Consider the following 25,341-nt stretch of genomic DNA (forward strand, 5'->3'; position numbering starts at 1 on the left):
TTATCACCTTCCTTCCTACTCTTTTGGATCTATAAGGACATTTGAATTCTTGATATTTATAATATTCTGAATTGATGCCCCATGTTTCTGATATGCAAAGTCAAGATTTAAACTTAAACTCTGATTTAACGGATCAACAGTAATCCTTGCGGCACTTATAATCTTTCCGTTTGAACTTGTTCCATAATTAAGTTTTGATGTATATACTGTATTGTCACTTACACCGGAACTATTTAACTTAGTCATATACTTATATGTCTTCTCAATGTAAATCTTTTCCTGATTAAAAGTGATTATCGCTGTACATTCATCATTTACATTACCAGGATCGGTAATACCTGTACCTAAGTAATTACTGTCATAAGGAACACTGTATTTAACTGTCAATTTTGACAGATAAATATTCTTGTATGTTACTGTTGCTGAAGGATCATCTCCTACTTTAGTCTTAAGATAATCTCCTGAAACAGTAGCTGATGCTGGGAAATGCTTATATCCGTTATCTTCATAATTCAATGTTGTTGAATCCCCACCCGGAATTAACGACTTACGCTGATATTTAACTGCTGTAGCACTCTTGGCTATTGATTCACCAACTTTTTTCTTATTGAAAGCATATACATAATTATCTTCAAATACATAGCCTTCAATTGTCAGCTCTTTAGCCTGAATGATTATATCAGATAACTCATTTAATGTTTCCTGTCCGGAATTCTGAACTGATATATCAGCTTCCTGCTTTTTTAAAGTTACCGACTCATGACCCATGAAAGTAACTACTGCTGTTATGAGCAATGCCAGAACAGCAATCGCTACTATCAATTCGACAAGAGTGAAACCTTTATTCTTTTTTGCCTTAAGAATCATGCTTCATACCTCCTATCTTATTTTGAGCCATGGCTACCGTTTGCACGAATATACTTTCGTGCAACGGTTTTTCCACTTGTCTTTTTAAATTCATATGTTCCAACCCCATAGATACACTCGCCTCTACGGTTAAATGCTATATAGATAGCATCGCTGCCATCCTTCGGAGCAAAATTTGTTACATCAGTACCATCGGCCTTCTTGCCTGTAAAATTAACTTTTACATAACTTGTAAGATTTTTACCGAGGCCACCATTCATTGTACTTGTTGATACAAATGAACCGGCAACAGATGTTGCAGTAAGATCATAATATCCCTGGCAAAGGAATACTTCCTGTTTACTTGCCGGCTTATACAATTTTATACAATAAGCATAATTTTCTTCGTCACCCTGTATAAGACCGTTCTTATCAACATCTACTGACATTCCTTTACAGCTTGCATAAAGCGTCGCAATTTCCGAATCAAATGTAGAAGCAGCTTCTTTAGCTCTAGCCGTATATGTAATAGATATTGATATTACTGACATTGCAGATACTACTGCGACAATGGCTAGGACTATGATCATTTCTACCATGGAGAAGCCGTCGTTACGTTTAATAGTTTTCTTCATGCGCCATCTCCTATTCCACGTTCTTCATCCAGTTGCTGTATTTAACAACATCTGAATAGTCAATAGTATTAATATCCTTTACTGTATCATCACCATTTTTATCATACGATAAAAGTTTTGTTATAAGAACTTCTTTACTATCACTTGAATCATAAGCGATACCTTTATCATCACAAGCTGCCTTAAGCTGATCAACTGTTAAATCATCATATACAGTTGAGAATCCATTGAATGCTCTTAAAACTTTCTCAGCATCAGGATCTTTCTCAGTCTGAAGTTCTGTGATGATAGCTCTACACATCTCCGGATTAGCTGAGATAGACTTAACACCATTACCTACATAAATCTTATCACCGGCTACGATAAGTCCTTCAAAGTTCTCAACTCCATTGAAGTATACAGCTCCCTTAGTTACTACAATACCTCTTAATGTCTTTAAACCATTTTCAACTACACAATCAGAAGCATCAAGAATAATATCTTCCTGACTCATCCAAACCTTATATCCTGATGAAAGCTGAAGAACATGTTCATCACTTGCTGTACCGTTAGGTTTTACTTCCCAATTAGGCATATCGAAGTATCTGTTAATTGGTGATATAGAAGATCTTCCATATGTTGCTGAAGTCACTAATGAATTTACAAAATCAGCTTCAGCTGAACCTTCGGCAGCATCATCAAGCGTAAATCTTACATAATCATAGTGCTTTGTAATATCATTTGCGATTGACATTGCATTAGCTACACTTGATGTCTTGATTGTATCACTTGCACCTTCTGTAGGACTTGAGATTGTTGTATCCTTCTGAAGGTAGATATCATAATCATTTCCTGAACTTGTACTTACAATCGATGTTAAGGCACCGCTTGTATATACTTCATTTGATAAGTTTTCATCCGGTTTAATAATTGTTCCGGCTTTAAACTGTTCCTCATTTATTACCCCTTCATCAAGATACTGACGAATTGGGCTAAAGTTTGATGATGCTGCAGAAGAACTCTTCTGAAGTTCATCCATATAAGCCTGTGCATAAGCAGCAGCCATCTCATCAGCAGAATCATAAGACTTATTATCTTCTGCGAAAATTCTATCGAAATCGAAGAAATAATACATTCTGTTAGATCCTGCAGGTTTGATTCCCTTACATGGAACAGCATCTGTATTACTGAAAAATGCTTCAAATAAATTGTAATTTGAAGAATCTCTTGTTAAAAGTGTTGAGTTAAGTTTGATTGTATAATATGTTCCTTTAGCATCAGTCTTCTCTTCGTAAGTACCTGCTCCTGTAGGAATATATATAAGCTGATTGCTCTTTACAGCAACACTTTCGCCTGTTTTGTAATCCTCAACTCTGCTGTCATATGATACGACATCTTTAACAACCTGAGATGTATCACCGGCAGCATATCTGATTTCATTTCCGGCAATAACCATATCCTTATGCTCAGCTGAAAGTTCGATGTATGCCTGACCGGCTACAAATAACTTATTAGCTTGAGAAAGATCGATGGAAGAATGCTCACCGTTCATAATGATAGCACTACTCTTGTAGTGAGCTCTTTCAGATGAAGTTGCAGGTGTTTCACCCTGATTGTAAATGTCAATTCCTACTCTGTCATCTTTGTGACCATTAACCTTATCTGTTGCTGTTAATGGTATAAACTTTCTGTTTACCTGTGTTCCGTTACCGAAACCATAGTAAGATCCAACAAGTTCAACCTTTGAATAATCAGAATCAACTTCAAGGTCGTCCTTTACATGTAAGTTTGCAACAAATAATGCACTTGATCCGATTGGTGTATCACTTCCTGAAGTTCCTCCTGGAACTGTATAACCATCAAGTACAACGTTATCAGCCCAAACAGCAGCCTTGCTTACTGTTGTACCATTACTGTTATACACCGATACATCTGCACCATTTAAAATTGCAAATGTTCCAGGTACTACAATATTCTTAGCACGGATATTAACCTTTGCTCCGTTAATAAAGAGTCCTGAATATCTACTGTTTGCATTATAACCATTATATGCATACTGATCATTATTTACGAAAGCTGCATCAACAGTGTCTGTCTTCTCACTTGAATCGAGAATACCATCAGTATTTCCTGTAACAAGACCTGCAAGTCTTGCATTGTAAAGATCATTTGTTGTTCTGTTTGTAACAGGCTGCATCTTTACTTTAACATCAGTAGTCTTACCTGAAAGATCTGTAACACTGCTAATTGTCTGAGACTGTGTGTAATTATCTTTAGTGTCAGAATCAGTTACACCATAAAGGTTATAATCTTTATCATAAAAGTCTGCACCACCGTAAATATTACCACTTATAGAAATTGCTGATGATTTAACCTGATTAATTTCAACACCTGAGTCACCTACAAGACAATAATCAAAAAGTGAAGACTTGTTAGCATCAATTGTATTGAAGTTAACATCAAATTCAGGTCTAACAATTTCATAATCTGCTGAAACTGTCTGTGTGAATGAACCACTAGCTGAAGATCTGCTGTAATTAGCAGTTCTTTGTAATCTAACATTCTTTACAACTATCTTACCAAGTGTAAAGTTGTCAGTTGTTGTTTTTCCGTCAGAACCTGTAGTAATTCTTATTCTTACACAGTCTTCAGCGGAATAAAGTCCAGGATTTTTCATTCTGTCTTCATCCCAAAATTCTATTACCATATTATCTGAAATTACCTTTACAGAGTCATTTGAGATAAATGATTCACAAAGTTTACTAAACTGTGCAAGACTTCTATATGCTGTATCATTTTTGATGCCGTTCATGAAATAATCTTTAAATCTCTGGTTAGCAACATCAGAACCGATATTAACATAAGTCTTCTTTGTAGTATCAAAGTAAACCATCTCATCGACTACTGTAGAGTACGCCTCAACCATGGCATTACTTGTTCTTGTTCCAAGTCCTGCATATACTTCATCCATAGCCTGTTCTACAAAATGGAAGTTATCTTTTGAGTTATAATCAACCACTTTAAGTCTATATGCATATGCAGCAGCTGTTAAAAGTGCTCCCGCTATTATTCCGAGAAATGAGAGGGCTACGATTACAAGAATTATTCCAGATCCTTTACTATCCTTTTTATTCAATTTAATCTACCCCCTTTCCTGCGGTATATCTAACTGAGTCCATAGATCCGCTTACAGGATCCATAACAACTGTTACTGTAAAAAGTCTATCATTAGACTGAGTATCATTTTTAATATCTACCAGCTTATTGCTTGGTAAATCTTCATGACTTGCTATAGTTGACGGTTTTCCATAATCTCTAAGAGCATTAAGTTCTGCTAGAGTAAGATCATCACCGCCTCCACTGGTTCTTATATAATTTTTATCTGTGGAGAACATCTTTTTACCATCAACTTCATAATTAAGTGACATATTTGTGTAAATAGTCATTACATCCTTATGTCCAGGTACAGCAGCATCAATACTTTCGCCACTCTTTAACGATACAGAAAGATTAATATTAACAGGAACTAAATTACCTGCAATCTCTGTATTGTAACATATATACTGACGCTCCGGTGTCGCACCACCTGTATAAACATCTGCGTAATCTGTTCCTTCGAGCTGGTTCTTATCAGGCTTCAAAAGATAAACTTTTGCGTTCTGTGTGTCAGCATCATTATAAAATTCGATAAAATCATTTGTTGTATAATATTTATCTGTTTCATCCGGAACATATGGCTCATAATAGAAGAAAACATCCGGAGCCTTTGAAGTATAGAATTTCTTAGCAAATGCTGTATATTTAAGTTTTGCTTCAGCACCGCTACCACCAACTGTGAAATTATCATAATATGCTACATCGCATGTAACTTCATAATAATCTATTTTATCTGATAAATTCTTATGAGCTGTATTAGAGATATGAATATATCTACATGCAGGAGCATCATTAGAAAATGTGTTGGTTCCTGTAATACCGGTTACCTGCTTCTTCCATTCATCCGGATTTGTTGCTTTAAGGAAATCCATCTTCTGAGTAAAGATTGAATCAGAAGCCTGCTTATCAAAATTGGAAGCTACACTCTGGATGATTGCAACCTTAGTTGCATCAAGATCCTGGATAAAACCGATATTAACATTATTTGGATTAACATAATCTTTAGTATAATCACCGGTTGAAGGTACACATACAATCTTATCTACAAGTCCATCTGAGTTAGTGTGAGTAATTGAACCTTCATTTGTAAGTATAAAGCCATCTTCTTTAAGTGAGTCAGAGTATGCTGATGAATCATAAAGAATTTCATATCTTTTATTTACATCAGCAGAATCTTTTTTACCAAGAACACAACTACTTAAATCATCAAGAATTGCTTTTCTCGTATACTCATTTGATTTTGGTCCTAACTTTGTATTATCCAAAGTATATATGTAAGCATTGTACTCAACTGTAGTCAAAAGATTGCCATCTACATCTACAAGCTCACATGTTACTTTATCAGCATTTGTTTTCTTACTGAATCCTGTAATACTGATATCACTGACACCAGAGGAGCTCATGATGTCAAGCTCCTCTTTGTCAGTTCTCTGAATAAAATTCATTACATATTCAGCATTCTCTACAGCGGCCTGTCTTTCCTTAGCCTTTCTTCCTGTATTGGTTGACTGAATAATCTGTGTCAAGATAGGTGTGATAAGTAGACCAAGTATTGCAACGGCTATAACGACTTCTATTAAACTGAAGCCTGAATTTTTCTTTTTTGCCACTTCGCACCACTCCAATTCTTTAATAAACCTTTACACTTCCGGATCTTGTTCCAAGTGTAAATCTAGGTGATGAAGCATCATCATTAGCAACCTTGATGAAAACAGGAATAGTAGAAGTATTATCAACATTACACTGAATGCCGCTCTTATCATCCCCATCTACTCTTGGGCTTGAAGCTACATAAATCTTAAGATCTGAAGAAAGAATCTCTGATTCATACTGCTTATCACCAATCTTATAAGTTACATAATTTTTACCATCCTTCTCATAAACTGAGATATCAAGTGTTGCTGCATCATTACCGTCATAAGTAACAAATGTTTCCTCTCTGTTAGGATCAGCTGCTACAATTACACCGGCTGATGATGTATCATTATCTGCTTTTACAAGAGCAATCTGGATATCATGATCTGTAGCGATTGCTTCACCGCCATCAGCATCATACTTGCTAGCTACAACTCCTGAAACCGAACCAGAACCTGTAAAGATATTACCAACTCCGTTAGGAACATCTACATTTGGCTTCTCAGGTGTTCTGTTAGGTCCGCTAACTGCATAGAAGTTAAGAGCTAAAGATCCTGTATAAAGTTCCTGTCCTGTCTTATCATCAGCACTTCTAACACATGAAAGACTTGAAATATTGATGAAGTATTTATAGTTTGCAATATAATCAAGATAACTCTTCCATGATTCATATGTTCCCTGATATGTAACAGGATATGTTACAAGGTAACATCTGTACGACTGATCATCTTCAGGCTCAACTGTTGCTGCAGCTGCTGCACCATCAGTAGCACCCTGTCCAAGTGTATAGAACTCTGTCGGTCTTGGTAAACCGATACTTACATTCTTCCACTCGAGTTTTGTTTCAACGACTCTCATGAAGTCAACTGTTGTTTCCTGGTTAAGATCTGCAGGATACTTTGTAAGTTCCTTCTCGAAAGCTTTATTGTATACTTCAATTTCCTGAAGAAGCTGTTCTTTCTGTTTTGCCTTTTCATTAAGTTCTGCAAGTCTTGCTCTGAGTGTTACACACTCATCTTCAACTGTATCAATCTTATCCTGTGTCTTCTTATATGCAAATACATATCCCAGAACAAGGATTAAGATTCCAAGTAATACTAATAAAATCTGTAAAGTTGATTTTTTCATGTTGTAATCCTCCTTATTCTGACTCTGATGCTGGTTCTTCAGCCGGAGCATCTGCTCCCTCTGATTCTTCACCTACTATATCTTCAAGCTGAAGTTCCTGGAATTTACATGTTAATGAGAAATCATATACAGATGCACCTGTCTTCTCATCTGTTGCAGAAGCAATAGAAGCAACATACACATCATCTATACATTCAATCTTCTTAAGGTTCATGATAAATTCTTCAATATCTTCATATGAAGAAGCACGTCCAGGAATGGCAATGCTTTCATCTGTAGAATTGTATGAATTGATTACAACATTTGTAGGCTGAGCCTTCTGAACTTCATTAACGAATTCAAGTGCCTGCTCATTCTTATGTCTTGTCATCATTGACATTGTCATAACATCAAGATATTTAGCCTTAGCATCATCATGTTCTGCTATGATTTTTTCGATTTCTTCAGCAGCCTTGATCTTAACTTTAAGATCTGCTCTTTCATCTTTCTTTTCTTTAAGTTTCTTATTCTGTAAGAACCAAGCAGCTGCAACTGCAATACAACAAAGTGCAACAAAGATAACGAAAGGAACTGTACTTATTCCACTACTTGCTGAAGCTTTTGCACCTGACTTACTGAGGCTGAATCCCATCGGATCCATAGCTGCTCCGATCGGAGCTATGAGATATACCGGGCTGTATACCTTAAGATCAATACCCGGATCAAATTTTATATTATATAAACTGTCCATAACCCTTGTGGAAACATTGAGCTGAATCTTAAAGAGTCCGTCTATTCCTTTAATGAGAGCACCGTCTCCTGTAAGGAATACATCGTCAATAGGGCTGTCAGGATTCTTACTTGCATAATAATCCATAACACGTCCAATGTTGTTGATAAGATATCTGAAAGCACCTGTTGCTTCATTATCATCAAAATCAACAGTTATGATTCTATCATTCTGAAGAAGTGCCATAGCTGTTGTAGCATCAACACCTCTCTCTTCCATAACTACATTAACAACCGGATTAGTTCCATATGGTACTGTTCTCTGAAGGAGAAGCTTGTCACCCTGAACTATATTAAGAACAGTTGACTCACTACCAAGCTGAATAACCATTGTTGTAGCCTGCTCTGTTGTCTGTGTTTTGATAAGCTGAAGCATTGAGTTTCCGATGTAGTCAAGCGCCTCAACCTTGAGACCTGCAGCAGCACCGAGATCATAATATGATCTAACCATATTAGAAGGTGCAGCAACTGCCATTACTCTCATCTTCTTATTGCCTTCAGCATCTGTGATTGTTTCCAAAAGAGAATGTGCGACAACGTAATCTTCTACATTAACAGGGAAATACTCTGATGCATTTGCATTGATGATTCCCGCAATCTTATTCTCTTTAACCTGAGGTATCTCTACCTCTCTGTTAACTATCTTTGTAGAGTTCATAACGAAGATAGCATTCTTATTAGTAATTCCGGCCTGACTGAGCTGTGATCTAATCTCCCCTGCTATTCTGCCCTGATCTCTGATTATACCATCTTCATAAGAATCTTCCGGAGTCTCGAACATGAGAACTCTGTGGATATTGGTCTGCTTCTTCTGCGAAGCAGAGATTTCGATGATAGTAATACTTTCGTTTGTGATGTCTATTGATAAGACTTTATTACTTTTCGCCATCCTATAGCCTCCCTCGCTAATCAGTAGTTTAAAAGAGCTTTCGCCCCATTTATACGCTGTCAGTGTGTAAAACTACTGACCGCAAAAAACTAATTAAGCCGTTTTTTTTTACTTAATTAGTCTAATTCAAGATTAAATATTTTAGTTACATAAAACAAAAAAACAATTATCTTTTTAAAAGATGTAAGGGTTTTACGACGAGTTAAAACCCTTACACCCAGTTTAAATTACTACAATAAGCAAATCTTACTTATACTTCTTGCATGTAACAGGCTGAATCTCCCACTCAGTATTAGTTGCATCTTTACCGATGTAAACTGAAAGAACTTCACCATTAACAGTTACGTTGTAGTATGCAGCCTTATCCTTTGTGTACTTAATGTCACATCCACCAGCAAGTGTTGATTCCATCTCGCTCTTAAGATTATCACCAATTGCTGTTACAGCAACGTTTCCTTTTTTACCACCCTTTACAGAGCAAATAATCTGACCACTTGTAGCTTTAGCGATCTCTGAGTAACAATCTTCATCAGCCATAGCTGTCTGAACACCTGTTAATACTGTACCAGCTGCTGTTACATCATCAGCTCTTCTTGACTTGTCGATGTAACGGATAAGTGCAGGAGCGATAGCTGCTGCAAGGATTGCCATGATGGCAATAACGATAATAAGTTCTACGAGTGAGAAACCTCTGTTTGTCTTCTTCATAATTGATTCTCCTTTTCATTTTGTTTTTTAGTTTTCTTCATAGTTTTAGATAATATATATATTCCGTTCCTCGTCTAACGGATTATATCGTAACTATGTGTAACATATATGTGATCATATCAAGTTGCCTTCATAAGGCAACTTTTGATATGCATTCACCAACGAGATTTTAATAACTGTCTACCGCATCGTACATACTCATGATTGGTGAGTAAATAGCAACTACGATAACACCAACAACTCCGGCAAGGACAACCATGATAAGAGGCTCCATCGCTGCCGATAATGATTCAACAGCAAGGTCAACTTCTTCTTCATAGTAATCAGCAACCTTAACCATCATATCTTCTATATTACCTGTTTCCTCACCGATATGCATCATCTGAGGTAACATAATTGGGAATATATCCATATCTTTGATAGGTTTAGAAAGTGGAACACCTTTTGCTACCTGACTCTTGCATTCCATAAGTTTATCTCTGATAACCTTATTCTTCATAACCTTTGCAGTCTGATCAACTGCATCGATAAGGGAAATACCTGAAGCAAGAAGTGTTGAGAATGTTCTTGCGAATGTCGCAGCAGCTGTCTTGATAGAAAGATTTCCGAATACAGGCATCTTAAGAGCAAGACTTCCGAAGAACTGCTGTCCTGTAGGTGTAACCTTGAAGAATTTAATTCCTATAACAATACCTAATATTATAAAAAGAGGTAACCACCATTTGTGAACAAGGAAATTAGAGAAGTTAACAAGCATCTGAGTAGCCCCCGGAAGCTTTGTTCCCATTTCTTCAAACATATCTGAGAATGTAGGAATAACCTTAATCATCATTATTGCAACTACTACACCGATAACAACAAGTACAACAATTGGATAAGTCATCGCACTCTTAATCTTAGCTTGAATATATCCATCCTTCTCAAACTGTGTTGCAAGTCTTTCGAAACATACTTCAAGTTTACCAGACATTTCGCCGGCGGCAACCATGTTGTAAAGGATAGGTGGGAATATCTCAGGATTCAACTTAAATGCATCCGCAAGTGTTCCACCCTTCTGAACATGTGTCTGTGCTTCCTTAAGTGCTGTCTGAAGAGTTTTGTTCTCCATCTGTTCAGCGAGCATGTCCAACGCCTGAATGATTGGAACACCCGCACGAAGTATTGAACCAAACTGCTTACAAAAAACTGCAAGGTCTCTTGTTTTAACTTTCTTACGACCGAAATTGATCTGAATATCTTTATTCTCATCAATTTCCATAATGCTGAGACCTTCTTTTCTCAGTCTTTCTTTTGCAAGGTCAACGCTTTGAGCTTCTATAGAACCTTTCTTCGTTTTTCCAGAAGCGTCCATGGCCTTGTAATTATATTGTGCCATACCAATTCCTCCGAACATCTTTATAGATTTTTTGCCTATATCTTACGTTAATAATACAACATACATGAATAATTTGCAATGTTTTTGTTAACAATTGATAAAAATTTGGCAGTTTTTTCTATAAATAAATACTTAAATTTACTTTTTGTTTACAATTTCGACATATTAGTACAAATTCTTATGCATACTACTCTGATCCTGAGCATACATAAATGCCATATCTCTGGAAATGACACCTGTTCTATAAAGATCAACAAGAGCATCATCCATAGTGATCATTCCCGATCCCTTTGATGTCTGGATTGTTGACTCAATCTGATGTGTCTTAGCCTCACGTATCTGAGCTCTGATAGCAGGACTCGCAAGCATTACTTCAAACGCTGCAACTCGTCCCTTTCCATCAGCTGTAGGAAGAAGCTGCTGTGAGATAACTCCTTCGATAACCATCGCAAGCTGGATTCTTATCTGCTGCTGCTGATGAGGTGGGAATACGTCGATAATACGGTCGATAGTTGCTGCCGCGCCGATTGTATGAAGTGTAGAGAATACAAGGTGTCCGGTTTCGGCTGCTGTAATAGCAATCTGAATTGTTTCCGGATCACGCATTTCTCCTACCAGGATGATATCCGGGTCTTCACGAAGAGCAGCTCTAAGTGCATTATCGAAAGAAAGTGTATCCATACCAAGTTCTCTCTGGTTAACTATCGATTTCTTATGTTTGTGAATATACTCGATAGGATCCTCAAGAGTAATAATATGTGTTGCTAAGTTTTCATTTGCTTTATTAATAACAGAAGCAAGGGTTGTTGATTTACCTGAACCTGTAGGTCCTGTTACAAGAACAAGCCCTCTTTTCTTCTTATAAAGTTCAACAACTGAAGGTGGAAGCCCAAGAGCTTCAGGTCTTGGAATGACAGTATCGATCTTTCTGTACGCTGCTGCCATATTACCTCTATCCATGAATACGTTAACACGGAAACGACCTCTATCTCTTACTTGATATGCAAAGTCGCATTCACCTCTGTCCTTAAGTATTGCTTTGTGTCTGTCGTTCATGGTCATACCGATACTTTCTGCCGCATCAAGTGCTGAAAGCGGAGGTACATCGACATCTATCAACTGACCATTTATACGAAGCTTAGGTGGTATTCCTGTTGCAATATGAATATCGGAAGCATTCTTCTCAATAGCCATACTCAGGAGTTCGTCCATATCGATCATATTGTATTCCCCTGTCCTTTCTTACTTTTCTTTGTTTTCATTTTATTCTTTATATTAAACGCTCAACGAGCGAATATATACAATTTAATATTCATCTTCTGCTGTGTATGTGATCTTCTTCATCTCATCAAGTGATGTGATTCCGTTAAGAACATGTTTTGCAGCACTCATCTTAAGAGTAGACATTCCTTCTTCAAGAGCCTGAGCTTCGATAACATCAGCTGTTGCTCCTTTTGAGATAACCGCCTGAAGTTTTTTAGAAACAGGCATCATCTCGTATACACCAATTCGTCCGGAATATCCTGTATTGTTGCAAAGAGGACAACCAACAGGTTCATAAACGACAACATCTTCGTCCATATCCTCTATACCAAGAGCTATCATCTCTTCTTCATCCGCAAGTCGAGGTGACTTACAAGCTGTACAAAGACGTCTAACAAGTCTCTGTGCGATAACTCCTACTAAAGCATCACCAATGATATAAGGTTCAATACCCATATCAATAATACGTGTAACTGTTGAAGCAGCTGAGTTTGTATGGAGTGTCGAAACAACAAGGTGTCCTGTGATAGCCGCCTGAACTGCTATCTGTGCAGTCTCGCCGTCTCGAATTTCTCCTATCATTATTATGTCAGGGTCCTGACGGAGAATAGATCTAAGTGCAGCTGCGAATGTAAGCTCCGCTTTAACATTTACCTGTACCTGATTAATTCCGTCGATGTTAGCCTCGACAGGGTCTTCAACAGTGATAATATTAACATCTTCTGTATTAAGCTCAGAAAGTGATGTATACAGTGTTGTTGATTTACCGGAACCTGTAGGGCCGGTAACAAGTATAATACCGTGCGGGTTACTGAGGATTCCGTCGAATACTTCAATTTCCGCAGGTGAGAATCCAAGTCCTGACTTAGGTTTAGTAAGTCCATCCTTGGAAGTAAGTCTCATAACCGTTTTCTCTCCGTATACAGTAGGAAGGATAGAAACACGGACATCAAACTCTCTTCTATCAACCATGATAGTGATACGACCATCCTGAGGTTTTCTCTTCTCAGCAATATCCATACCGCCAATGATCTTAATACGAGCTGAAATAGCAGCAGCAAGGCTGTAATCATATGTCATAACCTGTTTAAGAGCACCGTCTATACGGTATCTAACTCTTACATATGTTTCCATCGGCTCGATATGAATATCGGAACCTCTCTGTCTTACTCCACCTTCTATTATCTGATTAACAAGAAGAACGATCGGTGAATTATCAACATCATCATCAAGCTGACTTGCTTCTTCATCTGTAACTTCACCGGATGCTTGTTCTTTTCTATACTGCTCAGCAGCTTCCATAGCCTGAGCACTACCATAATACTTACCGATTACTTCATTAAGGTCTTCTTCAAAGGAAAGCATCGGTTCTACCTGAAGGCCGGAAGTTATACTTATATCATCTATAGCAACAAGATCCATCGGATCTGCCATTGCAACTTTTAATATGTTAGGATTATTCTCATCATATCCTACAGGCATTATCTTGTATTTATTTACAAGACTGTCAGGAACAAGTTTAAGAACCGCATCATCAACCTTAACACTCTTTATCTCGCAGTAGTCAATACCTGTCTGTGCTGTAAGTACCGTTATCAGAAGTTCCCTACTGATAAATCCCATCTGCATTATGATATTACCGATTCTTCCGCCGCTTTCTTTCTGTTTTTCAAGTGCTTGCTGAAGCTGGTCCTCAGATATAGCGCCCGCTTCTACAAGAAGATCGCCTATACGAATCTTTTTTCTTACTCCAGATACTTTCATATTTTTCCCTCTCTCACCACGGCATCGCCCCCGCCGTATATATATTATGTAAATACAGACAATTTATTATATCACACTTTTTTCACATTTAAAAGTATATATATTATTATTTCAGTTAGAATTCATCCTTATTATCATGCCTTTTTTTAGGCAATCTGCCGAAATATTGAACTTAATATATAACTTTTGACTAGGATGAGGCGCCGATTCCTGTTCACGACCATATTCATCACGAATAGATTTCACTTCAGCTTTTATGTCACCCTTTCTGAAATCCATTATTTCAACATTATCACCGATACAGAACTTATTCTTCTGATACAGAAGCACGCTTCCGTCATCATTTACTTCTTCAATAACTCCAAGATATATATAATTTCTGACATATGTATTGGAATCATAAATCTGTGAATCGCTGTCAGGCTTTCCAAAATAAAATCCTGTTGTAAACTGTCTATATGTGCAAGCAGATATCTGCTCTTTATAATGTTCTATCTTACTTTTATATAATTCAGGTGATTCAAGGTAATCATCTATAGCTTCTCTGTATGTTCTGGCCGCAGCTGCAACATACAGTTTAGTTTTCATTCTTCCTTCTATCTTAAAAGAATATATACCGGCTTCTATCATTTCCGGAATATGTTCTATCATACAAAGATCCTTAGAGTTGAAAATATATGTTCCTCTCTCATCTTCTTCAATCGGCATATATTCTCCCGGTCTTGATTCCTCAACAACCGCATATTTCCATCTGCAAGGATGTGTACAAAGTCCGCGGTTCGCATCTCTTCCGGCCATGTAATTCGAAAGAAGGCATCTTCCCGAATATGATATACACATAGCACCATGCATAAATGCTTCTATCTCGAGATCATCAGGAATATTCGCTCTTATCTCTTTAATCTCCGCAAGGGAAAGTTCTCTTGCTGTAACAACCCTTTTAGCACCCATACCATACCAGAAATTAAATGTTTCATAATTAGTATTATTTGCCTGAGTACTTATATGAAGTTCCATTTCCGGCATATACTTTTTCGCCAGCATAAAAACCCCCGGGTCGGAAATAAGAACCGCATCCAGTCCTACATCCTTTATCTCTTTGAAATATTCAGGGATCTCATGAATATCATTATTATGAGCGAAAATATTAACGGTAAGATATACTTTAGCGCCATGAGCATGAGCATATTCAACGCCCTTTTTCATGTCTTCTATACTAAAATTATCAGCCTTGGCACGAAGTCCAAATCTCTGACCTCCTATGTATACCGCATCTGCGCCGTAATCAACAGCACATATCAAAGTATCAAGCCCTCCCGCAGGAAGAAGCAATTCTACAGTTTTATCTTTATTCATTCTCTCCTCCAATGATACTCAGAATTTTTATACCACAAGAATTATCATCAATTCGCCGGATATTTTATATCATAAAACACTACAAATCTCAGCATAAATCACGAAAATTCAGTTAACGATTGATACCGACATGCCGTCTCCCACGGATAAAAGCACTGTCGAAAGTCTTTCGTCATTTTTTATATTTTTTAAGAACTCTCTCATCTTATCATGGACCGTTCTGTCTCTTTTTTCAACAAGAAAATGTGATTCAATGATCTCGCCATCCAAAAGAATATTATCGGTAATTATAATCGTTCCTTTATGGCTCAGTCTTATAGCCTCTTCCATATAATTCTTATACTGAGCTTTGGCCGCATCAATAAATATCATATCAAATGTTCCATAATTCTGAACATCCATTTTCTTCATCACTTCATATGCATCCCCTCTAAGAAGGGTGATATTGTTATTTAATTTATCATCACTCGTCGAACCATAGTTTTCCAATGCATCTCCGCCTGATGTACAGCATTCTTCCATTGTATCTCGTATATTTTTTGTCTCTATACCTAAAACTTTGCGGAAGTTTTCTTCCGCCTCATCCGCTCTTTCTTCTTCAAGTTCTATGGTTACTATCTTCGGTGAGATACCTCTCCCCTTGGATACACTATCCATATATAAAGCAGAATAACCGACTGCCGCTCCGACTTCCAGAATCTTTTCCGGTCCTGACATAAGAATAAGGAGCTTTAAAAGCTCCTTAGTATTCTTCCTGATAACCGGTATACCTCTGGCACGAGCATCTAAATAAATATCATTCAGCTTTCCTTCATCATCTGATATAAATGATTCCAAAAATGAATTAACGCGTGAATAATCCATCTTACCGCTCCTCCCCTGGTTCACTATTATCATCTACTCCTCATAATCGCCGTCTCCGGAATCATCAGATCCACCATCTGAATCAGAACTGTCCGAATCAGAGCTGTCCGAATCTGAACTATCCGAATCTGAACTATCTGAATCAGAGCTGTCCGAATCTTCTTTCTTTTCAGAATCTCCGGAAGTTGCTCCATTTACACCTTCTTTTCCTGATTTATCATCCAGATTCTTTCGTTTTAGTTTGTTCTTATCTTGAACAACCTTTCTGATAACAGTTCTTCCACTCATAGACTCGATGATCTCATTATAAGTCATGGAAGCTTTAAGTTTGTATTTGCCCGGTTTGATATCCTTATTGTATTTGCCGAGATAAAGCTTTGCTGCCATAACGTATTTATTCTTAACAAGCTTAGCCTTATAAAGTGTCTTTGCAATATCCATTGCCGACTCATCTTCGCCGACCTCAACAGTTACGGTTGTATTTGATCCCGGACTCGCTGCCGAATCACTGAATACATTATATGTAAAATCAAATGCTACAGAAAAACCTCTTACAATGAAATATACCAAAAGTACATCGATAAAAAGCTCCAATGTGTAAAACATAGCTGATTTTAGTGTTCTCTCTGCTCTTTTCCCCATACTTTTTTTAATTTTGATCATAATTAAATTCCCTCATCAAGATAATTAAATATTATATCGGCTGCCGTTATATCAAGCATAGTTTTAAGCAGCCTTCTTAAAGCGCTTTCCGCTCTAATATATTCATCCACCAATGGATTATGAAGAAGTTCATCATTGGACGCATAAAGCCCCGCAGTTTCTTCATAAGCATTGTAGCTGTAATCCTGTATCTCACGATTTTTAACATATAGCTCACGAAGCCTTTTTTCAAGATCTTCGTTTCTGCGCAAATGATTTCTTGCACTAACATAGTTTTTGTATTCTATTGAATTTTTAATCATGCCGTTCAGTTTTTTGCATTCGGCAATTAATTCTTCCATAATACTAAACCTCAGAAATGATAGGTAAGATCATCGGGCTCCTCTTTGTTCTTTTCCACAGAAATTCTCCAAGGGCATCCCTTATTGCTGTCTTAAGCTTATTCCAGTCAGCAGAACCACGTCCTGTATTGTCCTGGATAGCTTCTTCAACAACCATCCTGCAATCTTCGATCAGAGATTCAGATTCTCTGACATATACAAATCCTCTTGAAACAATATCAGGTCCGGCCATAACCATTCCACTTCCCTTCTCAAGGGTGATAGCAACGATTATAAGACCATTTTCAGATAAATGCTGTCTGTCTCGTAAAACAATATTTCCGACATCGCCTACACCAAGTCCGTCAACAAGAACTCCCGCTGCAGGCACTCTTCCGGTAACTTCCAACATATCTCCCGATATACTTAGTACATCTCCGGTTTTAAGAATCTTGATATTTTCTCTTTCAATTCCCATCTCATGAGCAAGCTCGGCATGCGCTTTAAGATGTCTATACTCTCCGTGAACCGGAATAGCATATTTTGGTCTTGTAAGTGCATACATAAGTTTAAGCTCTTCCTGACAGGCATGTCCGGATACATGTGTATCCTGGTAAATAACCTTTGCGCCCTTCATCTCAAGTTCATTGATTATCTTATATACCGACTTTTCATTTCCAGGTATCGGATGAGATGAAAATACAACAAGATCTCCCGGTTTGATCTTAATCTTATTATGTACTGATGCAGCAATCCTTGATAATACAGCCATATCTTCACCCTGACTACCGGTTGTGATATATACGAGCTGATCATCTTTATAATTACTTGCCTCATCTATATCAATAAGTGTATTGCCCGGAATATTTATATATCCAAGCTCAGAAGCAATATTGATGATATTCACCATACTTCTTCCTTCAACTATACACTTTCTGCCATATTTATAAGCAGAATTGATTATCTGCTGAACTCTGTCTACATTACTTGCAAATGTAGCAATGATAAGTCGTCTGTCTCTATTATCATCAAAGATATGATCAAGAGTCTTTCCGACTGTCTTCTCAGATGGTGTAAATCCCGGTCTTTCAACATTTGTTGAATCAGCCATAAGCGCAAGCACGCCCTTCTTACCAAGTTCACCAAATCTCTGAAGATCGATTATACCACCATATACAGGAGTGTAATCAACTTTAAAATCTCCCGTGTGAACAATGATACCTGCCGGTGTATAAATAGCAAGTGCCGCAGAATCCGCGATACTATGGTTGGTTCTTATAAACTCAACTCTGAAGCATCCAAGATTTATAGTCTGTCCATACGAAACAACTTTTCTCTTAACATTGTTCGCAAGTTCATGTTCTTTTAATTTATATTCAATAAGTCCCATTGTAAGCTTTGTAGCATAAATAGGCATATTGATCTGCTTTTCAACATACGGAATCGATCCTATATGATCTTCATGTCCGTGTGTAACAACAAGTCCCTTAACCTTGTCTTTATTTTCAATGAGGTATGTCACATCAGGAATAACCAGATCGATACCCAACATACCGTCATCAGGGAAGGACAGACCACAATCCACAACGATAATGCTGTCCTCATATTCTATGGCCGTGATATTCATTCCTATTTGTTCCAGTCCTCCAAGGGGAATGATCTTCACCGGCGTATTACTCTTAGTCGCCAAAACTAAACCTCCAAATTAATATCGTCAAGCAGTTCATTAAATATCTTTATAACTGCCATCATTTCTTCTTCGTCTTCAATCTCATTGTAAATCGCTTCTTCATCTCCGGCGCCCGAAACGTCCCTGAGCACCATAAAATCACCGTCCTCTGTATCATCAGGGGAATCGGTCACAAGAATATAACTTTTACCTTGCAGCTTTGTCTCTGCAATAATGAAGAAGGATACTTCACCGTCTTCTGTCTCAAAAATAATCTCTTCCAAATCTTTTGTCCTTTACATTAATACAACGAACCAATAACCGACCAAAATGCCGCCGGATAAACATGCATAATAATTTCCAAGTTATGCGTTTTTCTTCATATCAAGATAATTCTGTAAAATAATTGCGGCCGCCATCTTATCGATATATTCCTTACGTCCGGATGCTACCACACCGGTTTCCTCAAGTATTCTGTCAGCCTCAATAGTCGTAAGTCTCTCATCCACAAGAATAACAGGAAGCCCTGTTCTTCTTTCAAGCATCTCCCTGAATTCATCAGTTGCCGCTGCACGTTCTCCCAGCGTATTATTCATATTCTTAGGATATCCGAGAACTATCTCCTCAACATTATATTCAGAAATGATCTCTTCAATCTTTGCTACAGTTTTTCTAAGTTTATTTGCTCTTTCTCTCTCAATCGTAAGAAGAGGCTGTGCTGTTATCAGCAACTCATCGGAAATAGCAACTCCTACTGTTTTTGTTCCGTAATCAAGACCTATTACTCTCATTTTATCTTCCGTCCCTAAGCTTCGTATCTATATAATTTTCCATAAGGACTTCTATGATCTCATCTCTTTCAGCTTTCATGATAAGGCTTCTTGCACCCTTGTAACTTGTAATATATGTCGGATCACCGCTCATGATATAACCTACTATCTGGCTAACAGGATTATAGCCTTTCTCAGAGAGAGCAGCATAAACCTGTTCGATGATCTCAGGTACTTCAAGTGTAGATTCTTTTACTATATCAACATCCTGTGTCCTTTGATTGTTCATTGTATCACATCCTTATTCGCTAATGTATTAATATCTGTTAAAACACCCTTATACTCACAGTTAACCATTATCATATCTTATTTTAAGATTAAACGCAAGTTTTCTGTTTTCTTACGTTTACCAAAGCAAATATAAGAAAATAAATAATTAAAGAAAACTAAAGCTTAACTGTCCCTGTTCAGGCATGTCTCCGAGTATTCCAAGTTCAGCCATTTTATCTACAACGGTCTTCGATATCTTAGCTCTGTCACGAAGTTCTTCCTGAGAAAGGAAGACGCCATCCTTCGCAGCAGCCTTAAGCTGAGCCGCAGCCTTTTCGCCCATTCCGTCGATGGAAGCAAGACTCGGCATGATCTTTCCGTCTATTACCTGGAAATATTTATCATCAGCCTTGTAAATATCTATAGGCATGAATTCAAATCCGCGGGCATACATTTCCTGGACTATTCTCATATCCTTGATACTGTCAGCATCCTTCGCCGTCTGATCCTTCTTGTCTATCTTTCTAAGTTCGGCAAGACATCTGTCAAGTTTATCTCTTCCCTGACACATCTGTTCATAACTGAATGCATCCGCACGAATACTGAAAAACGCAGCATAATAAGCCTGTGGATAATAGATCTTATAATAAGCTATTCTCCACGCCATCATTACATATGCAGCCGCATGTGCTTTCGGGAACATGTATTTAATCTTCTCGCATGACCATATGTACCAGTCCGGAATATTATGCGCAGCCATGTCTTCCTTCCACTGCGCCCATTCCTTACATTTTCCTCCGGCAACTTTTCCCTTACGAACATTTTCCATAATGCTGAATGCTTCACCGGATTCAAGTCCCATATGGATCAGATAAACCATGATATCATCTCGACAGCAGATTGCCGAAGAAAGCTTACATTTACCTTCTTCAATAAGTGTCTGTGCATTGCCGAGCCATACGTCGGTACCATGGGAAAGACCTGAAATTCTTACGAGATCCGAGAAACTTTCCGGCTTTGCATCGATAACCATCTGCATAGCAAAATCAGTACCGAACTCAGGTATACCAAGGCAGCCAAGAGGCGTTCCGCCTATATCAGACGGCTTTAATCCGAGCACTTCCGTTCCGTGGAATAATGACATAACCTTTTCATCATCCAAAGGAACTTTTTTCGCGTCCGTACCTGTCAGATCCTCAAGCCTTCTTATCATTGTAGGATCATCGTGTCCGAGAATATCAAATTTAAGAAGGTTATGGTCGATGGAATGATATTCGAAATGAGTTGTGGTAATATCGGTTGTCATATCATTTGCCGGTCTCTGAATAGGTGTAAATGAATAGATCTCTTCATTTGCCGGAAGAACTATAATTCCTCCCGGATGCTGTCCTGTAGTTCTCTTTACGCCTGTACATCTTGCAGCAAGTCGTTCTATCTCCGCTCTTCTCTTGGTTATTCCTCTCGCTTCGCAGTATTTAAGAACATATCCATAAGCCGTCTTCTCCGCAAGAGTACCTATGGTTCCTGCTCGGAAGGCTTTACCTTTTCCGAATATTTCCTCTATATATGCATGGGCTCTCGGCTGGTAATCGCCCGAGAAGTTAAGGTCAATATCAGGCTCCTTATCACCCTTAAATCCAAGGAAAGTTTCAAATGGAATATCATGCCCTTCCTTTTTCATCTTCGTTCCGCATTTCGGACAATCGCAATCAGGCATGTCACATCCTGACATACCGCTGTAGCTCTTAACAAGCTCCGAGTCGAAATCAGTATAGTAGCAATTCGGGCAAATATAATGAGGTGACAAAGGATTAACCTCTGTAATACCCGCCATAGTAGCTGCAAATGAAGAACCAACAGAACCTCTCGATCCTACAAGATAGCCGTCATCATTTGATTTCCAAACAAGTTTCTGAGCGATGATATACATAACGGAGTAACCATTTCCGATAATGGAATTCAGTTCCTTCTCAAGTCTCGTTTCAACTATCTCAGGAAGGTTAGGTCCGTATATTTCATGGGCCTTTGTATAGCAGATATCTCTAAGTGTCTTATCAGAATTCTCGATAACCGGAGGAGCCTTATCCGGACGTACCGGACTTATCTTCTCGATCATGTCGCATATCTTGTTGGAATTCTCTATAACTATCTCTCTTGCTTTGTCATATCCTAGGAAGCTGAATTCATCAAGCATTTCTCTTGTTGTTCTGAAATAAAGAGGCGGCAGAACCTGTTCAACACTTTCGCCATTTTCCGCTGCATCTTTAAGAGCCTTTTTCATAGAACCCTTATTCATATTCCCTTCGATGACGATTTCTCTGTATATATCATCTTCCGGATCAAGGAAATGAACATTTCCCGTTGCAACAACAGGCTTACCGTATTCTTCTCCGAGCTCGACTATCTTTCTAACGATTTCCTCTAAATCCTCTCTCGAAGTTACACGGCTTCTGTCATCATTTATCATATATTCGTCATTTGAAGGCGGCTGAACTTCAAGATAATCGAAGAACTTAACAAGGTTCGCAATATCCTCATCAGATGCACCGTTCAAAAGATATTCATAAAGTTCACTTCCCGAAGTTCCCGAGCCCACAAGAAGACCTTCTCTATACTGCTCAACAAGGCTCATAGGCATACGTGGTTTAACATTGAAGAAGTTAATATGCGACTCGGAAATAAGTCTGTAAAGATTAACTCTACCAACATCATTTTTAACCAAAATGGTCGAATCATAAACACGGCCTTTCTTTATCTTATCGGCCGAAACACTTCCGTATGCATTGAGCTGCTCAACAGTTGTTATCCCCTTTTCTCTGATCATTTCCATCATCTTAACGAATATCTTGCCTGTAACATCAGCATCGTCACAAGCTCTATGATGATGTTTATTCTCTACACCAAAATATTTACAGAGTCTGTCCAGGTTATATCTTCCGATATCAGGAATAAATACCTGCGCAAGAGTCATGGTATCGAGAGCTGTAAAATCATATTTAAATCCCTGTCTTGTAGAATACTCTCTGATAAATCCGGTATCGAATGCGGCATTATGAGCAACTAGTACTGCACCCTTCGAAAATTCAAGGAATTGCGGAAGTATCACCTCTATAGTCGGCGCACCCGCAACCATTGCATCAGTGATTGATGTAAGTTTTTCGATATTGTAAGGGATTGGTACTTCCGGATTAACGAATTCAGAAAATCTGCCAATCTCTTTACCGTTTTTATCTATCCTTACAGCACCGATCTCTATGATCTTACAATGTTTCAAAGAAAGACCTGTGGTCTCTATATCAAATACTACAAATTCAGTATTGTCTTTATCAAAATCCTCTCCATGTCCGTTAAGAACAAGAGTCTTCATATCATTTGCAAGATAAGCTGTAACACCGAAAATAAGCTTGAATTCCTCGTCCATTGACACTTCGTGAGCCGCAATCGGGAAGCCTTGAACCGCACCATTGTCTGTTATGGCCACAGCTTTATGGCCCCATGATTTTGCCCTTTTAACAAGTTGTTTTATGTCAACTACAGAATCCATTTCGCTCATAACGGTATGCATATTGAGCTCTACTCTTTTTTCTTCTTCATCATCAGTTCTTCTGTTTCTCCAATCTGAAGAAGGTTTGATACCGGACACTGATGTTATGTTAACTTCTTTTGCGTATGCATCATAAGCAGGAACACCCTTCAATTTATAAAAATTACCTACTTTAAGCGCTTCTCTTATAACATCTATATCATCAGGTTGAACAAAAAGCTTGAATGCAATAGTATCTGTAAAATCCGTAATATTCGCAGTGATAAGAATCTTTCCGGTACGAAGTTCTCTCTCTTCCATTGTGAGAATCTGGCCATTTATGCACACTTCTCCCATATTATCTTCGAGAAGGCTGATCTCAACCGTTTCACCCTCACAATTTCTGCCGTAAAAGCAGTCAGGATCTCCGGATGAATATTTCTTCTTTCCTCCGAATTTTCCTCCCTGATATTCACGACCTGTACCAAGCTTCTTCTTTTCTTCTTCCTTTTTGTCCGAATCTTTTTTATCGGCATCCTTATGATCAGGATTACCGCTGTTTGCGTTATTATCTGAATTACCGCCGGCTGATTTATTATCATTTCCGGCAGCACCTGAATTGCTGTTTCCGGCATCATTATTCTTTCCTGCACCGGAACTTCCATTAGCGCCTGCTTCTCCAATTCCGTTAGGATTTGCGGCATTTATTTCGTTAGCCATGATATAATCATCCGAAATATTTTCATCAGAATAACCGACAATCGAATTAAGAAAGGCCTCATCTCTAAGCCTGTCATTTTCATCACCCATATCAAATGGAATTCCATTATCAATTTTACCTACGGCACTTCTCTCACCGGAATATCCGGACATTCCCGGAGTGCAGCCTATTACAAATGCGAAATCCTGATCACTGAAATCATCCGCCCCATCATCGTCCTGACCACATATCCTCTCGAATTCAAATTCACTAATATCACTTAATCCATCCGTAGTCTCACGAGAATTTGATAGATCTGGTGAATTTGATAGATCTGATGAATCTGATAATTCTGATGAATCTGATAATTCTGATGATTTACTTGCCTCAACATTTGCATCTGCGGGATTTGTACCACTCTCTGATAACGATTCAGTCGAATTATCCCCAGCAACGTTCATATCAGCCGGGCTACCGGTATCTCCTGCTTCATCCTTATTGGATTCTGCCTTTTTGATGCCTGCCTTTTTGGTGCCGTCCTCTGATTTATAATAAAATACCACTTCAACTTTCATGCCAAAGCGATTAAGAAATGTATCTTCAAGATATTCCTTAATCTTCTCGGTTCTACCTCTGATGACAAAGTTATCATCAACAGTGATATTTATCTGATTTTCTTCCACACTAAAATCAGCCTTCTTCATAATCTGATGATCGAATGCACTTTTTCTCTCAATCTCACGTAGAAAGCTGTCTCTGTAAACTTCCAGAAGTGTTGTCGGATTATACTGATCCGACAAAAAATATCTCTCTATAAACTTAACCTTGGTCTTTCCTTTAGAAGTAAAAAGGTGCTCCTTAAGCACCTCTTCAGCTCTGTAAATATATTCCTTTGGGATCAATCTGTCCGCCTCAAAGCTTATATCAAGTTCTCCCTTTGCGGAATCATTTACAATCTTGACCACATTTACATGATCAAATATATCACTATATTTATCTTCTAATTTCACATCAGGAAAGACAGTGTAAAAATTCTTTCTTTCCACCAAAAAAATCCTCT

19 protein-coding genes are annotated in these 25,341 nt (G+C 38.0%); all 19 read right to left on the reverse strand.

What is annotated here, in order from left to right; all coding sequences use genetic code 11:
* Positions 1–15: 15 nt before the first annotated feature.
* The 19 genes from B5D25_RS06170 to B5D25_RS06260 all read right to left on the reverse strand — a co-directional run bounded on the left by B5D25_RS06170 (position 16) and on the right by B5D25_RS06260 (position 25,327).
* Positions 16–867, reverse strand: coding sequence for a PilW family protein (locus B5D25_RS06170; protein WP_078787090.1), 852 nt, complete (start codon positions 865–867; stop codon positions 16–18).
* 17 nt (positions 868–884) lie between these two features.
* The gene (locus B5D25_RS06175) at positions 885–1,481 is read right to left on the reverse strand and encodes a pilus assembly FimT family protein (RefSeq protein WP_078787091.1); all 597 of its coding nucleotides are present in this window, start codon (positions 1,479–1,481) and stop codon (positions 885–887) included.
* A 10-nt stretch (positions 1,482–1,491) separates the two neighbouring features.
* Positions 1,492–4,596, reverse strand: coding sequence for a hypothetical protein (locus tag B5D25_RS06180; protein WP_078787092.1), 3,105 nt, complete (start codon positions 4,594–4,596; stop codon positions 1,492–1,494).
* Position 4,597: 1 nt separating this feature from the next.
* Complete coding sequence (locus B5D25_RS06185) at positions 4,598–6,226, reverse strand: PilW family protein (protein WP_159444094.1); 1,629 nt, start codon at positions 6,224–6,226, stop codon at positions 4,598–4,600.
* Positions 6,227–6,245: 19 nt separating this feature from the next.
* Positions 6,246–7,379 carry a hypothetical protein gene (locus tag B5D25_RS06190; protein ID WP_078787094.1) on the reverse strand — a complete coding sequence of 378 codons (1,134 nt, stop codon included), beginning with the start codon at positions 7,377–7,379 and terminating at the stop codon, positions 6,246–6,248.
* 13 nt (positions 7,380–7,392) lie between these two features.
* On the reverse strand, positions 7,393–9,036 hold the full coding sequence (pilM, locus tag B5D25_RS06195; protein ID WP_078787095.1) for a pilus assembly protein PilM: 1,644 nt from the start codon (positions 9,034–9,036) through the stop codon (positions 7,393–7,395).
* Between the two features lie 246 nt (positions 9,037–9,282).
* The gene (locus tag B5D25_RS06200; protein ID WP_078787096.1) at positions 9,283–9,744 is read right to left on the reverse strand and encodes a prepilin-type N-terminal cleavage/methylation domain-containing protein; all 462 of its coding nucleotides are present in this window, start codon (positions 9,742–9,744) and stop codon (positions 9,283–9,285) included.
* Positions 9,745–9,913: 169 nt separating this feature from the next.
* Entirely contained in the window at positions 9,914–11,119 is a 1,206-nt protein-coding gene (locus B5D25_RS06205; protein WP_078787097.1) for a type II secretion system F family protein, read from the reverse strand.
* Between the two features lie 165 nt (positions 11,120–11,284).
* Positions 11,285–12,340 carry a type IV pilus twitching motility protein PilT gene (locus B5D25_RS06210; RefSeq protein WP_173471950.1) on the reverse strand — a complete coding sequence of 352 codons (1,056 nt, stop codon included), beginning with the start codon at positions 12,338–12,340 and terminating at the stop codon, positions 11,285–11,287.
* Between the two features lie 84 nt (positions 12,341–12,424).
* Positions 12,425–14,146 carry a GspE/PulE family protein gene (locus tag B5D25_RS06215; protein WP_078787098.1) on the reverse strand — a complete coding sequence of 574 codons (1,722 nt, stop codon included), beginning with the start codon at positions 14,144–14,146 and terminating at the stop codon, positions 12,425–12,427.
* Positions 14,147–14,257: 111 nt separating this feature from the next.
* Positions 14,258–15,502: a peptidase U32 family protein gene (locus B5D25_RS06220; RefSeq protein ID WP_078787099.1), complete on the reverse strand. Its 1,245-nt coding sequence runs from the start codon at positions 15,500–15,502 to the stop codon at positions 14,258–14,260.
* Positions 15,503–15,610: 108 nt separating this feature from the next.
* Positions 15,611–16,366 carry an O-methyltransferase gene (locus tag B5D25_RS06225; RefSeq protein WP_159444095.1) on the reverse strand — a complete coding sequence of 252 codons (756 nt, stop codon included), beginning with the start codon at positions 16,364–16,366 and terminating at the stop codon, positions 15,611–15,613.
* A gap of 33 nt (positions 16,367–16,399) precedes the next feature.
* Complete coding sequence (locus tag B5D25_RS06230) at positions 16,400–17,029, reverse strand: endolytic transglycosylase MltG (protein ID WP_078787101.1); 630 nt, start codon at positions 17,027–17,029, stop codon at positions 16,400–16,402.
* A 2-nt stretch (positions 17,030–17,031) separates the two neighbouring features.
* Positions 17,032–17,370 (reverse strand): YlbF/YmcA family competence regulator, encoded by a 339-nt coding sequence (locus B5D25_RS06235; protein WP_078787102.1) that lies wholly within the window; start codon positions 17,368–17,370, stop codon positions 17,032–17,034.
* Positions 17,371–17,374: 4 nt separating this feature from the next.
* Positions 17,375–19,039, reverse strand: a complete 1,665-nt coding sequence (locus B5D25_RS06240) for a ribonuclease J (RefSeq protein ID WP_090168485.1) — start codon at positions 19,037–19,039, stop codon at positions 17,375–17,377.
* Between the two features lie 2 nt (positions 19,040–19,041).
* Positions 19,042–19,302 carry a DUF1292 domain-containing protein gene (locus B5D25_RS06245; RefSeq protein WP_078787103.1) on the reverse strand — a complete coding sequence of 87 codons (261 nt, stop codon included), beginning with the start codon at positions 19,300–19,302 and terminating at the stop codon, positions 19,042–19,044.
* 81 nt (positions 19,303–19,383) lie between these two features.
* A complete protein-coding gene (gene ruvX, locus B5D25_RS06250) occupies positions 19,384–19,809 on the reverse strand; it encodes a Holliday junction resolvase RuvX (protein WP_078787104.1) in 426 nt (141 codons plus the stop codon).
* A gap of 1 nt (position 19,810) precedes the next feature.
* Positions 19,811–20,077, reverse strand: a complete 267-nt coding sequence (locus B5D25_RS06255; protein ID WP_078787105.1) for an IreB family regulatory phosphoprotein — start codon at positions 20,075–20,077, stop codon at positions 19,811–19,813.
* Between the two features lie 147 nt (positions 20,078–20,224).
* Positions 20,225–25,327 carry a PolC-type DNA polymerase III gene (locus B5D25_RS06260; RefSeq protein WP_159444096.1) on the reverse strand — a complete coding sequence of 1,701 codons (5,103 nt, stop codon included), beginning with the start codon at positions 25,325–25,327 and terminating at the stop codon, positions 20,225–20,227.
* Positions 25,328–25,341: the final 14 nt, after the last annotated feature.

It is taken from the genome of Eubacterium ruminantium (assembly GCF_900167085.1).
GTDB lineage: Bacteria > Bacillota > Clostridia > Lachnospirales > Lachnospiraceae > Eubacterium_Q > Eubacterium_Q ruminantium.